This window comes from Caulobacter sp., from assembly GCF_965279145.1.
Lineage (GTDB): Bacteria > Pseudomonadota > Alphaproteobacteria > Caulobacterales > Caulobacteraceae > Caulobacter.
Genome location: NZ_OZ257139.1, coordinates 2,387,269 through 2,401,828 on the forward strand (window position 1 = coordinate 2,387,269; position 14,560 = coordinate 2,401,828).

General features: G+C 66.5%; 14 protein-coding genes. 11 read left to right on the plus strand and 3 right to left on the minus strand.

The annotated features are described in order from the left end of the window. Positions 1-7: 7 nt before the first annotated feature. The 11 genes from ACQY9P_RS11305 to ACQY9P_RS11355 all read left to right on the plus strand — a co-directional run bounded on the left by ACQY9P_RS11305 (position 8) and on the right by ACQY9P_RS11355 (position 11,640). Entirely contained in the window at positions 8-766 is a 759-nt protein-coding gene (locus tag ACQY9P_RS11305) for a flagellar hook assembly protein FlgD (RefSeq protein WP_421739163.1), read from the plus strand. Positions 767-898: 132 nt separating this feature from the next. Beyond that, entirely contained in the window at positions 899-2,575 is a 1,677-nt protein-coding gene (gene flgE, locus ACQY9P_RS11310) for a flagellar hook protein FlgE (RefSeq protein WP_421739162.1), read from the plus strand. Positions 2,576-2,744: 169 nt separating this feature from the next. Further along, positions 2,745-3,026 (plus strand): CtrA inhibitor SciP, encoded by a 282-nt coding sequence (gene sciP, locus ACQY9P_RS11315; RefSeq protein ID WP_035042932.1) that lies wholly within the window; start codon positions 2,745-2,747, stop codon positions 3,024-3,026. A 243-nt stretch (positions 3,027-3,269) separates the two neighbouring features. Beyond that, the gene (fliF, locus tag ACQY9P_RS11320) at positions 3,270-4,919 is read left to right on the plus strand and encodes a flagellar basal-body MS-ring/collar protein FliF (protein ID WP_421739161.1); all 1,650 of its coding nucleotides are present in this window, start codon (positions 3,270-3,272) and stop codon (positions 4,917-4,919) included. Further along, a complete protein-coding gene (gene fliG / locus ACQY9P_RS11325; RefSeq protein ID WP_421739160.1) occupies positions 4,919-5,941 on the plus strand; it encodes a flagellar motor switch protein FliG in 1,023 nt (340 codons plus the stop codon). The genes fliF and fliG overlap by 1 nt, the downstream gene beginning before the upstream one ends. Positions 5,942-5,954: 13 nt before the next feature. Beyond that, entirely contained in the window at positions 5,955-6,605 is a 651-nt protein-coding gene (locus ACQY9P_RS11330) for a flagellar assembly protein FliH (protein ID WP_421739159.1), read from the plus strand. Positions 6,606-6,610: 5 nt separating this feature from the next. Beyond that, positions 6,611-6,946, plus strand: coding sequence for a flagellar motor switch protein FliN (gene fliN, locus ACQY9P_RS11335; RefSeq protein WP_421739158.1), 336 nt, complete (start codon positions 6,611-6,613; stop codon positions 6,944-6,946). 28 nt (positions 6,947-6,974) lie between these two features. Further along, on the plus strand, positions 6,975-8,342 hold the full coding sequence (locus ACQY9P_RS11340; protein ID WP_421739157.1) for a sigma-54 interaction domain-containing protein: 1,368 nt from the start codon (positions 6,975-6,977) through the stop codon (positions 8,340-8,342). Between the two features lie 125 nt (positions 8,343-8,467). Beyond that, a complete protein-coding gene (flhA, locus tag ACQY9P_RS11345) occupies positions 8,468-10,576 on the plus strand; it encodes a flagellar biosynthesis protein FlhA (protein WP_421739156.1) in 2,109 nt (702 codons plus the stop codon). A gap of 77 nt (positions 10,577-10,653) precedes the next feature. Then, positions 10,654-11,136 carry a hypothetical protein gene (locus ACQY9P_RS11350; RefSeq protein ID WP_421739155.1) on the plus strand — a complete coding sequence of 161 codons (483 nt, stop codon included), beginning with the start codon at positions 10,654-10,656 and terminating at the stop codon, positions 11,134-11,136. Positions 11,137-11,244: 108 nt separating this feature from the next. After that, the gene (locus ACQY9P_RS11355; RefSeq protein ID WP_421739154.1) at positions 11,245-11,640 is read left to right on the plus strand and encodes a DUF4282 domain-containing protein; all 396 of its coding nucleotides are present in this window, start codon (positions 11,245-11,247) and stop codon (positions 11,638-11,640) included. Positions 11,641-11,668: 28 nt separating this feature from the next. Here the strand turns inward: ACQY9P_RS11355 and ACQY9P_RS11360 are convergent, their stop codons facing one another. The 3 genes from ACQY9P_RS11360 to ACQY9P_RS11370 are packed head-to-tail and all read right to left on the minus strand — an operon-like array spanning position 11,669 to position 14,466. Further along, positions 11,669-12,088: a flagellar export protein FliJ gene (locus ACQY9P_RS11360; protein WP_421739153.1), complete on the minus strand. Its 420-nt coding sequence runs from the start codon at positions 12,086-12,088 to the stop codon at positions 11,669-11,671. Continuing rightward, the gene (fliI, locus tag ACQY9P_RS11365; RefSeq protein ID WP_421739152.1) at positions 12,085-13,422 is read right to left on the minus strand and encodes a flagellar protein export ATPase FliI; all 1,338 of its coding nucleotides are present in this window, start codon (positions 13,420-13,422) and stop codon (positions 12,085-12,087) included. The genes ACQY9P_RS11360 and fliI overlap by 4 nt, the downstream gene beginning before the upstream one ends. 57 nt (positions 13,423-13,479) lie before the next feature. Beyond that, entirely contained in the window at positions 13,480-14,466 is a 987-nt protein-coding gene (locus ACQY9P_RS11370; protein WP_421739151.1) for an alpha/beta hydrolase family protein, read from the minus strand. Between the last annotated feature and the right edge of the window lie 94 nt (positions 14,467-14,560).

Genomic DNA, 14,560 nt, shown 5'->3' on the forward strand with positions numbered 1-14,560 from the left:
GCCCGGTATGACCTCCACCTCTTCGACCTACGCTCAGATCAACGCCGCAAATGTTTCGACGGCGACCACCAGCACCTCCGCTGTCGACAAGATCAAGAACTCGCGCACATCGCTGGCGACGAACGAGCAGACCTTCCTGAAGCTGCTGACCACGCAGCTGAAGAACCAGGACCCCCTGTCGCCGACCGACACGACACAGATGACCAGCCAGATCACCCAGATGACCGGCGTCGAGCAGCAGCTTGTCACCAATGATCTGCTGACGGCTCTCATCGGAATGAACACCGGCTCGGGTCTCTCCGAAGCCGTGGGCATGATGGACAAGCTGGTCACGGCCGAGACCGCGACCTCGACGCTGAAGGATAAGGAAGCGACGTTCGTCTACAGCCAGGCCGGCGGCGCGACCCAGGTGAAGGTCGAGATCACCAATGCGGCGGGCAAGGTTGTCCGCACCATTAGCCCCGACGACCTGAAGAGCGGCTCTCACACTCTGAAGTGGGATGGCAAGGACCAGGACGGCAAGCAACTCGACGATGGCGACGCCTACTCGATCAAGGTCACGGCCTCGGGCGCCGACGGCAAGGCGATCACGACCAAAGTCGCCGGCCGTATCCAAGGCGTCGTCACCGCCGTCGACAACTCCACCGGGCAGACCATGCTGACCATCAACGGCAAGCAGGTCGCGCTGGACGCGGTAATCGGCGTCACCAACCCGCCGGCCACGGCCGCCACCACAACAGATACGGACACAAAAGCCGCAGCCTAGCGGACGTCCGCCGGAATGAACCGGGCGTCAGAATGACGCCGACGCGGCTCTCCAGGAACGGTTCCTGCCGAGCCCAAACGCAAACCGCGCTGAACCCACCAGTCATTTGACAGTCAACGCAGGAATTTCGTCATGAGCATCAACAGCGCCATGCTTTCGGGCGTCTCGGGCCTGATCGCGAACTCTTCGGCCCTGGCCGCGATCTCGGACAATATCGCCAACGTCAACACCGTCGGCTACAAGCGCAGCACGGCCAACTTCTCGACGCTGGTGACCTCGCAGAGCAAGAACGCGACGTACAGCGCCGGCGGCGTCAAGTCTCAGACCCACCAGTTCATCAGCCAGCAGGGCCTGACCCAGTCGACGACGTCGAACCTGGACCTGTCGATCGCCGGCGCCGGCTTCTTCGTGGGCACCGAGAAGCCCGAAGGCCTGACCGCCACCGACACCCGCTCGTTCACCCGCGCCGGGTCGTTCCAGCTGGACAATCTGGGCTATCTGAAGAACGACGCCGGCCTCTACCTGCAGGGCTGGCTGGCCGATCCGGTCAGCGGTGACATCACGCCCGACCCGTCGGACCTGACCCAACTGTCGTCCATCAATGTCGGCTCGGTCGGCGGCACCGCCGAGAAGACCACCCGCGCGGCGGTCAACGCCAACCTGCGCTCGGAACAGCCGCTGTCGGCCCAGTCCAAGTTCACGATCACCAAGCCCAACATCATCGACAGCGCCGCGGCCACCGCGTCCTACTCGGTCAGCTACAGCCCGACCGCGACGGCCGGCGTCTATGATGTCGAGGTCAAGAAGGCCGGCGTTCTGGTCGCAAGCGGCAAGAACACCTACGTGGCCGGCGCCCTGACCGCCACCACCCTGCCCGGCGGCACGACCAACATCGACGTCAGCGGCACCGGCGCCGGTACGCCAACGGTCACCGCCGTGGCCCTGGGGATCAACGCCAGCACCGACCTGCTGACGGGCAATCTCTATAACGCCACCACCAATTCGATGTCCGACTACGCCCTGGACGCCACCAAGGGCGTCAAGCCCGATTTCGAGATCCAGATCCCCGTTTCGGACTCCAAGGGCGGCCAGCGCACGGTCACCCTGTCGCTGCTGAAGAGCAACGTGCCCAATGAGTGGTACGCCGAACTGCGCGCCAAGCCTGGCGACCTCGATAACGTCGCCAACGGCATGATCAGCTCGGGCCGCATCACCTTCACCACCGACGGCAAGCTGGCCACGGTGGGCAACCTGTTCAACGGCACCAACCCGACCTCGATCACCATCGGCGCGTCCGACCCGGCCATCACCACGGCGGCCCCGCGCTGGTCCGACGCCCTGGGCATCGACAGCCAGACCCTGCAGATCGACCTGGCCAACGCCGCCGGCGGCTTGACCCAGTTCAACAGCCAGTCGGTCGTTCAGTCGGTCAACACCAACGGCACGGCCTTCGGCAACCTGACCAACATCGAAGTGGATGACGAAGGCTACGTCTCGGCGATCTTCGACAACGGCGTCACCCGCCGGATCGCGCAGGTCGCCGTCGCCACCTTCTCGAACCCCAACGGCCTGAAGGGCGTCAATGGCAACGCTTACCGCGTGACCAATGAGAGCGGCACCTACAGCCTCAAGACCCCGGGGCAGGGCGGCGCGGGTTCCATTGCGCCTTCGACCCTCGAAGCTTCTACAGTCGATCTGTCCACTGAGTTCACCGGACTGATCACGACGCAGAGAGCCTACTCAGCTTCATCGAAAATCATCACCACCGCCGACCAGATGCTTGAAGAACTCTTGAGCATCAAGCGCTGATCATAGGTATTAACTGGGTTTAATACTTTTGTTTCACATCGGCACACTAAAGACTTCGAGGGGAAGCCTCATGTTTAGGCCTTTCTTTACTATTGGAATTAAGCCGCTGTTATTGGCTGGCGCCTATAGTGACCTTCAACAGTGATGGTTGTGGGAAAGGCGTAAAGCCATGTTGCAGCAGCAGCGCACGAACAGCCGGGGTGAGAAGTACGTGATCGGTCCGACCGGCGCGCCACTAACTCTCTCGGATTTGCCGCCTCCGGAAACCCAGCGTTGGGTGATCCGGCGCAAGGCCGAGGTGGTGGCCGCCGTTCGCGGTGGCCTTCTCTCGCTCGACGAGGCGTGTGATCGTTACAAGCTGACCAATGAGGAGTTCCTCAACTGGCAGCAGTCGATTGATCGGCACGGGCTGGCGGGTCTGAGGACCACGCGGCTCCAGCAATACCGCTAAGGCGCGGACTTGCTGTGACTTTCTGGCTGCTCGGCGGTCGGAAAGGCTCTCGAAGACGTTCAGCGGCCGCGCCCTTCCCAGGGCGCGGCCGCGACGTTTTGGCGCTTTGCCCAGGCCCATGGTCGGCCGTTTGTAAACGCGTCGTTTACCTTGAACTGGGTAAATCCTGCCTAGCGACGGTCGCCTCAGGGCAGCCGACGCCGTTGTCCCCCGTCGGGGTGGCTTGTTGGGGGATTGGCCTGAGTGGATAGCTTTCTGAGCGGAGTGCAGAGGTTCGGCGTTGGCCGGCTCGCCGCCCTGATCGGCGTCGGCGCTGGCGTTGTCGCGATCCTTGTCGCTCTCGTCATGTTCATGGGCAAGGAGCCGAACGAGCTCCTGTATTCCAACCTCGACCTCAAGGAAGCCTCGACGGTCACCCAGGCCCTCGATCAGGCCGGCATCAAATACGAGACCAAGGGCGACGGCTCGACCATCATGGTGCCGCGCGGCAAGGTCGCCTCGGCCCGCCTGATGGTGGCCGGCAAGGGCCTGGTGACCTCCGGCTCGATCGGCTACGAAATCTTCGACTCCAGCACCGCCCTGGGTCAGACCGACTTTGTCCAGCAGCTGAACCGTCAGCGCGCCCTGCAAGGGGAACTGGAAAAGACCATTCGCGGCCTGCAGGGCGTCAACAGCGTCCGCGTCCACCTGGTCCTGCCCAAGCGCCAGATCTTCGAGGAAGACGCCGAGCAGCCCTCGGCCGCCGTGACCCTGGGCACCGCCGGCCGCGAGCCGTCGTCCGACATGGTGCGGGCCGTCCAGAACCTGGTCTCAAGCTCGGTCTCGGGTCTGAAGCCGGAAAAGGTCAGCGTCATCGACCAGCACGGCAAGACCCTGTCGGCTTCAAGCGATGAAAGTCTGGCTGGGCAACTGGCTCAGGACCGAAAGAGCGAGGCCGAGGCCCGCATCGCCAAGACGGTCAAGGACATGATCGAAGGCGTGCTCGGCCCGGGCAAGGCGCGTGTCAACGTCACGGCCGAACTCGACCTGAACCGCGTCACCGTCCAGGAAGAGAAGTTCGATCCCGAAGGCCAGGTGATCCGTTCGGAAAGCACCAACGAAGCCAGCAATCAGGAAAACAAGAACGACGACACCAACGGCGTCTCGGCGGCCCAGAACATTCCAGGCGGCGCGCCCGGCGGCTTCCAGGCTCTGGGCTCGAAATCGGGCAGCAACGAGAGCGTCACGAACTACGAGATCTCCAAGTCGGTCCGCACCGAGGTGACCGAGCCGGGCGCCATCAAGAAGCTGGCCGTTGCGGTGGCGATCGACGGCGTCACCGCTCCTCCCGGCAAGGACGGCAAGCCCGGCGCCTATACGCCGCGCACCGAGGCCGAGCGCGCCCAACTGGAAGACCTGGTCAAGACCGCCATCGGCTTCGACGCCGCGCGTGGCGACCAGGTCAAGGTGACCAACATCCGCTTCCCGCAACCCGAGGATCAGGCCCTGGGCAAGGCCGGCCTGCTGACGGGCTTCGACAAGAACGACATCATGCGCATCGTCGAGATGGGCATCCTGGCGGTGGTCTCGATCCTGATCCTGATGTTCGCGGTGCGTCCGTTCCTGAAGAACCTCATGACGCCCGCTCCGGCCCAGATGGCGCTGGGCGCGCCGCAGGTGACCCGCATGGTCACCCTGTCGGACGGTTCCACCCAGGAAGTCATCATCGATCAGTCGGGCGAGCCCATCGCCATCGCGGGCCCGGGCGGGGCCGACATCGATCAGCGCATCGACATCGCCAAGATCGAGGGGCAGGTGAAGGCCTCGTCAATCAAGCGGGTGTCCGAGTTCGTCGACAAGCACCCTGACGAGTCGGTCGCCATCCTCCGCACCTGGCTGCACGAGTCGACCTGATGGCCATGAAGACCGCCATCAACGATGTGAGCAAGCTGGCCGGCCCGGAAAAGGCCGCCATCGTCCTGCTGTCGCTGGGCGAGGATCACACCCGCATCTGGGAAGCCCTGGACGACGAGGAGATCAAGGAAGTCTCCCAGGCCATGGCCGGCCTCGGCACGGTCTCGGCGTCGGTTGTCGAAGAACTGCTGGTCGAGTTCGTCTCGGGCATGAGTTCGACCGGCGCGATCATGGGCTCCTACGAGCAGACCCAGCGCCTGCTGCAATCCTTCATGCCGCCCGACAAGGTCGACGCGCTGATGGAGGAAATCCGCGGTCCGGCCGGTCGCACCATGTGGGACAAGCTGGGCAACGTGAACGAGGCGGTGCTCGCCAACTATCTGAAGAACGAATACCCCCAGACCGTCGCCGTGGTGCTGTCCAAGGTGAAGAGCGACCACGCCGCCCGCGTGCTGGCCTCCTTGCCGGAGGACTTCGCCCTGGAATGCGTGACCCGCATGCTGCGGATGGAGCCGGTGCAGCGCGAAATCCTCGACAAGATCGAGCAGACGCTGCGCACGGAATTCATGTCGAACCTGGCGCGCACGTCCAAGCGCGACAGCCACGAGATGATGGCCGAGATCTTCAACAACTTCGATCGCCAGACCGAGGCCCGCTTCATCGCGGCGCTGGAAGAGCGCAACCGCGAGGCGGCCGAACGCATCCGCGCCCTGATGTTCGTGTTCGAAGACCTGTCCAAGCTGGATCCGGGCGGCGTCCAGACCCTGCTGCGCGCCACCAGCAAGGAACAGCTGGCCCTGGCGCTCAAGGGCGCCTCGGACAAGCTGCGCGAGATGTTCTTCTCCAACATGTCGGAGCGCGCCTCCAAGATCATGCGCGAAGACATGGAGAGCATGGGTCCGGTGCGTCTGAAGGACGTGGATCAGGCCCAGGTCGCCATGGTGCAGGTCGCCAAGGATCTGGCGGCCAAGGGCGAGATCATGCTGGCCGGTTCGGGCAGCGACGACGAGCTGATCTACTAGGGGAGATGGCAGCATGACCGACATTCCCCACAAGCGCTTCACCTTCGACACGGTCTTCGACGGCCGTGGCGGCATGACCGAGCCTCCGCCCCGGCCCAAGCGCAGTTTCACCCCCGAAGAGGTCGAGGCCGCCAAGACCGAGGCCTATGCGCTGGGCGAGCGCTCGGCCTTGGCCCGCGCCGAGCAGCACGCCGCCAACGCCCTGGGCGGCATCGCCGGCGCGGTGCGCGAAGCCTTCACCACCCTGGCGGCCGTGGCCCACGAGCATCGCTCGGGCTCGGCCCTGCTGGCCCTGGCCGCCGCGCGCAAGATCGCCGACGCCGCCCTCGAACGCTTTCCCGAGGCGCCGGCCAATGCGGCCCTGGTCGCCCTGGCCCGCGAAGTCGAGGCCCAGCCGCGGGTCACGGTCCGCGTCTCGGCCGATCTGGTCGAGCGCACTCAGCAGACGCTGGACGAAACCGCCCAGGCGATCGGCTTCCCCGGCCAGATCGTCGCCCGCGCCGATGGCGACATGCCACCGGCCGCCTTCACCTTCGACTGGGGCGACGGCCGAGCGGCCTTCGATCCCGACGAGGCCACCCGCCGGGTGGCCGAAGCCTTGGAAGCGGCGATCGCTGCCGAGGGCCTGCACGCCGAACCCCTGCTTCCCGCTAGCGAAAGCTGACCGCCATGTCCGAAGACAATCTCACGCTCGACGAATTCGGAGGCCAGATGCTGGCCTCGGAAATGCAGGTCGAAATGAGCGACAAGATCGCCTCCGACCTGGCGCCGGTGTTCGACGTTCCGGTGAACATCTCGGCCGTCCTCGGCCGCGCCCACATGTCCGTCGCCCAGCTGCTGCAGCTGGGCCAGGGCAGCATCCTCGAGCTGGACCGCAAGGTCGGCGAGGCGATCGACATCTATGTGAACAACCGCCTGGTGGCGCGGGGCGAGGTGGTCGTCGTCGACGAGCGCCTGGGCGTGACCATGACGGAAATCATCAAGGACGGCGACGCGGCGGGCTGAAGCTCGTAGCGTCAAGGGAGACTAGAACATGCGGCTTCTCGTCGTTGGTAAACTGAACGGACAGCTCTCCGTCGCCGTGAAGATGGCGATGAACACGGGGGCCAAGGTCTCGCACGTCGAGACCATCGAGCAGGCGACGCACGCCCTGCGCGCGGGTCAGGGCGCTGACCTGCTGATGGTCGACTACTCGCTCGACATCGCCGCCCTGATCGCGGCCAACGAGGCCGAGCGCATCCGGGTGCCGGTGGTGGCCTGCGGGGTCGACGCCGATCCGATGCGGGCCGCCGGCGCGATCAAGGCGGGGGCCAAGGAATTCATTCCCCTGCCGCCGGACGCCGAGCTGATCGCCGCCGTCCTGGCCGCCGTCACCGACGACGAGCGCCCGATGATCGTGCGCGATCCGTCGATGGAAAGCGTGATCCGCCTGGCCGACCAGGTCGCGCCCTCTGACGCCTCGATCCTGATCACCGGCGAAAGCGGCTCGGGCAAGGAGGTGATGGCCCGCTACCTCCACGGCAAGTCGCGCCGCGCCAAGGCCCCGTTCATCAGCGTCAACTGCGCCGCCATCCCCGAGAACCTGCTGGAAAGCGAGCTGTTCGGCCACGAGAAGGGCGCCTTCACCGGCGCCATGGCCCGCCGGATCGGCAAGTTCGAGGAAGCCAACGGCGGCACCCTGCTGCTGGACGAAATCAGCGAGATGGACACCCGCCTGCAGGCCAAGCTGCTGCGCGCCATCCAGGAGCGCGAGATCGACCGTGTCGGCGGCCAGAAGCCGGTCAAGGTCGACATCCGCATCCTGGCCACCTCCAACCGCGACCTGACCCAGGCGGTGAAGGACGGGACGTTCCGCGAAGACCTGCTCTACCGCCTCAACGTCGTGAACCTGCGCCTGCCGCCGTTGCGCGAGCGCCCGGCCGATGTGATGAGCTTGTGCGAGTTCTTCATCAAGAAATACTCGGCCGCCAACGGCCTGCCCGAAAAGCCGATCTCGGCCGAGGCCAAGCGCCGCCTGATCGGTCACCGCTGGCCTGGCAACGTCCGCGAACTGGAAAACGCGATGCACCGCGCGGTGCTGCTGTCGCCGGGCGCGGAGATCGAGGAATTCGCCATCCGCCTGCCGGACGGCCAGCCGATGGCCCCCAATCCGGACACCGCGGTCGCCCGCGGCGCCCAGATGGCCGCCGACGCCGTCTCTCGGGCCTTCGTCGGCTCGACGGTGGCCGAGGTCGAGCAGCACCTGATCATCGACACCCTGGAGCACTGCCTGGGCAATCGCACCCACGCGGCCAACATCCTGGGCATCTCGATCCGCACCCTGCGCAACAAGCTGAAGGAATATTCGGAAGCCGGCGTCTCGGTGCCCGCGCCCCAGGGCGGGGTGACCAACGCCGCCTGAGGTCACGCGCCGGCGGCCGCGACCATCGGTCCGGCGCCGGACATGGCTAATTTCCATTAAGCAACTGGCGACCTCGCGCAAATCGCTTCATGCGCCAAGGGGCCTCCACGGGATCGACGCACTGAATGGCTGACGCCGCCCTGCCCAAGACCGCCACCGCCATGCCCAGTGCCAGCTCGCTGTGGGCGGGGATCCTGCGCGGCGAAATGGGCCTGGCGCTGGGCGTCGTGGGCATCATCGTTCTGCTGATCCTGCCGGTGCCGCCGTTCCTGCTGGACCTGCTGCTGGCGATCTCGCTGACCGGCTCGGTCCTGATCCTGATGACGGCGGTGCTGATCCGCAAACCGCTGGAATTCACCTCGTTCCCGACCGTTCTGCTGGTCGCGACCCTGTATCGCCTGGGTCTGAACATCGCCTCGACCCGGCTGATCCTGGGGCACGGCCAGGAAGGCGCCCACGGCGCCGGCGCGGTCATCGAGTCGTTCGGCAACCTGATGATGCAGGGCAACTTCGTCATCGGGGTGATCGTCTTCATCATCCTGGTGGTGGTGAACTTCATGGTCGTCACCAAGGGTTCGGGCCGGATCGCCGAAGTCGCGGCCCGCTTCACCCTGGACGCCATGCCTGGCAAGCAGATGGCCATCGACGCCGACCTGTCGACCGGCCTGATCGATCAGGACACCGCCAAGCAGCGTCGCAAGGATCTGGAGCAGGAAAGCACCTTCTTCGGCGCCATGGACGGCGCCAGCAAGTTCGTGAAGGGCGACGCGGTCGCCGGCCTGATCATCACCGGCATCAACATCGTCGGCGGCATCCTGATCGGCGTCGTGCAGCACAAGATGCCGATCGGCGCGGCCTCGGCCAGCTATACGATCATGACCATCGGCGACGGTCTGGTCAGCCAGATCCCGGCCCTGATCATCTCGATCGCGGCCGGCCTCGTGGTCTCCAAGGCCGGCGTCGAGGGCTCGGCCAACGCCGCCCTGACCAAGCAGCTGTCGATGAACCCGGTGGCCCTGGGCATGGTCTCGGCCTCGTCGGGCGTCATCGCCCTGATCCCGGGCATTCCGATCATCCCGTTCGCGGCCGTGTCGCTGGGCGCGGGCTTCCTGGCCTATCGCCGGTCGGTCAACGCCCGCAAGCCGGCCGCGATCGATCCGGCCATCGCCGACGCCGCCAACGCCAATGCCGAGCCCGAGGAAGAGCCGATCAGCGCCTCGCTGGCCATCGACGACGTCAAGATCGAGTTGGGCTACGGCCTGCTGACCCTGATCAACGACCTGGACGGCCGCCGCTTGACCGACCAGATCCGCGCCCTGCGCAAGACCCTGGCGACCGAGTTCGGCTTCATCATGCCGCCGGTCCGCATCCTCGACAACATGCGCTTGGCCAACCAGGGCTATGCGATCCGCATCAAGGAGATGGAGGCCGGCGCCGGCGAGGTCCGCCTCGGGATGCTCATGGCCATGGACCCGCGCGGCGGCCAGGTCGAGCTGCCGGGCGAGCATGTGCGCGAACCGGCCTTTGGCCTGCCCGCGACCTGGGTGGCCGACGACCTGCGCGAGGAAGCCACCTTCCGGGGCTACACCATCGTCGATCCGGCCACCGTGCTGACCACGCACCTGACCGAGATCCTCAAGGAAAACATGGCCGACCTGCTCTCCTATTCGGAAGTGCAGAAGCTTCTGAAGGAGCTGCCCGAGGGGCAGAAGAAGCTGGTCGACGACCTCATCCCGTCGGTCGCCACCGCCACGACGGTGCAGCGCGTACTGCAGGCCCTGCTCAAGGAGCGGGTCTCGATCCGCGACCTGCCGCAGATCCTGGAGGGCATCGGCGAGGCCGCGCCTCACACCCAGTCGGTCACCCAGCTGGTCGAGCAGGTCCGCGCGCGCCTGGCCCGTCAGCTGTGCTGGGCCAATCGCGGCGACGACGGCGCGCTGCCGATCATCACCCTGTCGGCCGAGTGGGAGCAGGCCTTCGCCGAGGCCCTGATCGGCCCCGGGGACGACAAGCAGCTGGCCCTGGCCCCCTCGCGTCTGCAGGATTTCATCCGTGGCGTTCGCGAGGCTTTCGAGCGCGCCGCGCTGCAGGGCGAGGCCGCCGTTCTGCTGACCAGCCCGGGGGTCCGCCCCTATGTCCGCTCGATCATCGAACGCTTCCGCGGTCAGACCGTGGTGATGAGCCAGAACGAAATCCATCCGCGCGCGCGGCTCAAGACCGTGGGCATGGTCTGACGGGTTTCGGAACCTGAGCTATCGCGTTGCGTTGATTTCCGTGGGTAGGGGCTTCCGATTACCGACGGAGCGTTTCCATGAAAAGCAACAAGACCGCCTTCTTCGCCGCCGCCGCGTCCATGATGTTCGCCAGCGCCGCCTTCGCGCAAAGCGCGCCCGTGACCACGCAACCGGCTTCGCCGCCGACCTCGACGACGACCACGACCACCCAGCCGGCCGCGCCGATGACGTCGCCCGGGATGGCCGCGCCGACCACCTCGTCAACCACCACGACGACCACGACCGCGCCAGGCGCTGACGCCGCCGGCACGCCGACCTCGGCCGCTGTCGCCGCCGACTTCAAGCTGGGCGCCCTGGTCAAGGACCCCGCAGGCGTCTCGGTCGGCACGATTTCCGGAACCAGCGCCGCCGCCGACGGCTCGACCAATGTGGTCATCACCAACGGCGCCGTGAAGTTCGCGCTGCCGGGCGTCAGCCTGGCCACCACGGCGGACGGCTACAGCACCACGGCCACCAAGGCGCAGATCGACGCCACGCTGGCGGGCGCCAAGCCGCAATAACAACGCCTTCCAGGAAAAGCCTCTAGCCCGCTCGGCATTGCCGAGCGGGCTTGTCGCTGCTAGCGATGCGCCAAGGTGGCGGTTTATCGCCGATTTCGGGTATGTCGTATGCCTCCGGCCAAGAAGACCAAGTCCAGCGGCGCCCTGTTCTGGGACCTTCTGACCTTTGACAGGCTTGTCACCGGTCCGGTGATCCATCTGATCTATTGGGCCGGCCTGGGCGTGGTGGCCCTGTTCGCGTTTTCCGTCGTCGGCGCGGCCGTGGGCCTGGCGCTGAAGGAGCCTGGAATCGGCTCCCTGCTGCTGGCCTTCCCGGTGTTGATCGCGGGTCTGTTGGTGGCTGGCGCCCTGGTGCTGCTGTGGCGCGCCTTCTGCGAATTCTACGTCGCGATCTTCCGCATCAGCGAAGATCTGCGCGCCCTGCGCCAGACCAGCGACGCTGACCATGCCGCTTTCCGCGCGCGCGCTCCGGCCAGGCAGGCCCCGGTCGAGCCGCAGGGCTGAGGTCGGGCCGACCCGCTATAATCGAGGCCTATCGCCCGCCCATCGCGGCGCGACGCAAACCCAGTTCGTCCATCGAAGCCGTTTCCATCTGACCCAGCTTCTTGGCCTGGGCGATCTTGGCCGCCTCGGCGACGTGCTCGTATTTCTTGAGCGCCTCAAAGGCGAAGGAGAGGGCGTCGCGGGCGCCCTGTTCCTCGATGGCGGCCTGCTCTATCTGCAGCATCATCTCGGCCCGCCGGCGCTTGGAGCCTTCGCGATAGCCGATCATGTACCAGCCGGCTTCGGCGGAGCTCTCGGCGCCCTTGGCCTCGGCCTCGGCCTCGGCGTCCAGCATGGCCACGCGCAGCTCGGCAGCCATGCGCTTTTCGACGATGTCGGCCAGACGCTTCTGCAGGGTCTCGACCTCATGGGTCGAGATGCGGATCAGGGACGCGGCCCACTTGGTCATGCGTGGTCACTCTCAAGGATACTGGCTAGGTGTCCGAAGGACTCGTCGAGGCCGGTGGCCTCGTCCTTGTCCTGGCTGAGGAACTCTTCGATCGCCGGATTGAGGCGAATGGCGCGGTCGACGATCGGATCGGCCCCGGCGCGATAGGCGCCGATGCGGATCAGTTCTTCCATGTTGGCGTAGGCGGCCATCACCTGGCGGGCGCCTTTGACGATCATCCGCTCATGGTCGTACTGGCAGCCCGGCATGGTCCGGCTGATGGACTTCAGGACGTTGATCGCCGGGAAGCGGCCGCGCTCGGCGATGGCCCGCTCCATGACGATGTGGCCGTCCAGGATACCGCGCGTGGCGTCGGCGATCGGCTCGTTGTGGTCGTCGCCGTCCACCAGCACGGTGAAGAGGGCGGTGATCGGGGCCGCCGTGGTGCCGTCGGGGCGGATCGGACCCGGTCCGGCGCGCTCCAGCAGCTTGGGCAGCTCGGTGAAGACGGTGGGCGTGTAGCCCTTGGTGGTCGGCGGTTCGCCGGCGGCCAGGCCGATCTCGCGCTGGGCCATGGCGAAGCGGGTGACCGAGTCCATCAGGCACAGCACTTCCAGGTCCTGGTCGCGGAGATATTCGCTGATCGCCAGGGTCATGTAGGCGGCCTGGCGACGGGTCAGGGCCGGCTCGTCCGAGGTGGCGACCACGACGATGGCGCGCTTCAGGCCTTCCTCGCCCAAGGTCTCCTCGATGAACTCGCGCACCTCGCGGCCCCGTTCGCCGATCAGGCCCACGACGACGGCGTCGCAGGTGGCTTGCTTGGCCAGCATCGACAGCAGCACCGACTTGCCGACGCCCGAGCCGGCGAAGATGCCCAGGCGCTGGCCCCGGCAGGTGGTGGTGAAGACGTTCATCGACCGCACGCCCAGGTCCAGCCGCGCGCCGACCCGGCCGCGGGCGTGGGCGGGCGGGGGCGAGGTCTTGAGCGGGTAGGGCACTTCGCCCTGCGGCAGCGGGCCAAGCCCGTCGATAGGTTCGCCGAAGGCGTTGATGATGCGGCCCAGCCACGCCTTGGTCGGGCGCACGGTGGCGCCTTCGGGCATGATGCGGATCTCGGCGCCGGGGGCCACGCCCTCGACGGGACCGAACGGCATCAGCAGGGCGCGGGTTTCGCGGAAGCCGACGACTTCGGCCGGCAGCACCGGCAGGCCCAGCCGGTCGATCTCGACCCGGGCCCCGACCGCCAGCCGCGTCAGGCCGCCGCGCGCCTCGATCAGGAGGCCGTTCACGGCGGCGACGCGACCGGAAACGGTCAGCGGGTCGATACGTTCAACAGCGGCGATCAGGCTACGCAAATCAGTTCTCGGACGTGAGGTTTCATCCTCGACCGACAGCGTTAACCAGCTGTGAAATTAGGGATGTGTCGGGGGCAGGTTGGCGGTGAAAAACGCCGTAACGGCCGTGTTGAAGGTGTGGTGGAACGCCGCACGGTCGAAGCCGGGGGCGCTTGTGCAGATGTCGGGATTGGTGGCTCTGCCCTGATCGTTGCAGGGCGCCAGGAAGTCGAAGTGTCCGGCGCCTGGAACCACATGATATTCCGGCGGCTTGGGAAGGGCCGCCTTGACCGCCGAGGCATATTCGGGATCGGGCAGGATCTGGTCGTCGGCGGCGCGCCACAGTTGCACCGGCATGGTCACCCTGCTCAGATCCCTGAAGCTGTAGCCCAGGGCCGGGGCGGCCGAGACCACGGCCCTGATGCGCTCATCATGGGTCCAGCTTGGCAGCAGGGCGCTGATGGGGAGCGGACGCGACGCCGTCAGCTTGCAGTCGAAGAAGTCGGGATGAGCCCGGCAGTGGTTCAGGACGCGTGACAGGTCGGGCTTGCCGCCCGCCGCCGCCAGCACGGTGAAGCCTCCCGACGAGAAGCCGAACGCGCCGACCCTTCGCGGATCGATGGCGGCCTTCATCGGCGAGGCGGTCAGCATGTAGTCGATCAGCACCGACAGTTGCCGGGGCCGGTTGGCCATGTCCGTCGCCTTGCTCTGATCGGCGTAGTTGTCGCCGGTGTGGGTCAGGGCGGCCACGACGAAGCCGGCTTCGGCCAGGGCCTGGGCGGTGTCGGCATGTCCGCCGAAGAAGCCGCCATTGCCATGCGACATGACGATCAGCGGCAGGTGATCGCCCTTCAGCAGACCGCCGGGGGCCGCCGTCTGATCGCCGATCCCCAGCGCCATGGGTCTGGCCGCCGCCTCGGTCGGATACCAGACGCCCACGGTGATCGGCGCCCCTTGCGGGTCAGGAACCGAGACGACGGTAAAGCCGGCATTGGCGGCCAGGGCATGGGAGGCGCCCAGCCCGGCGGACAGGGCCAGGGCGGCGATGGAAGAGCGAAGCGACATGAGGACCTCAAAGGTTACGAGATGTCGCTGATGCGGCGACGGTCGGTCGGTCGCCAGGCTGATTTCGCGAATGGGCCAACGGGTTCGCGACTGG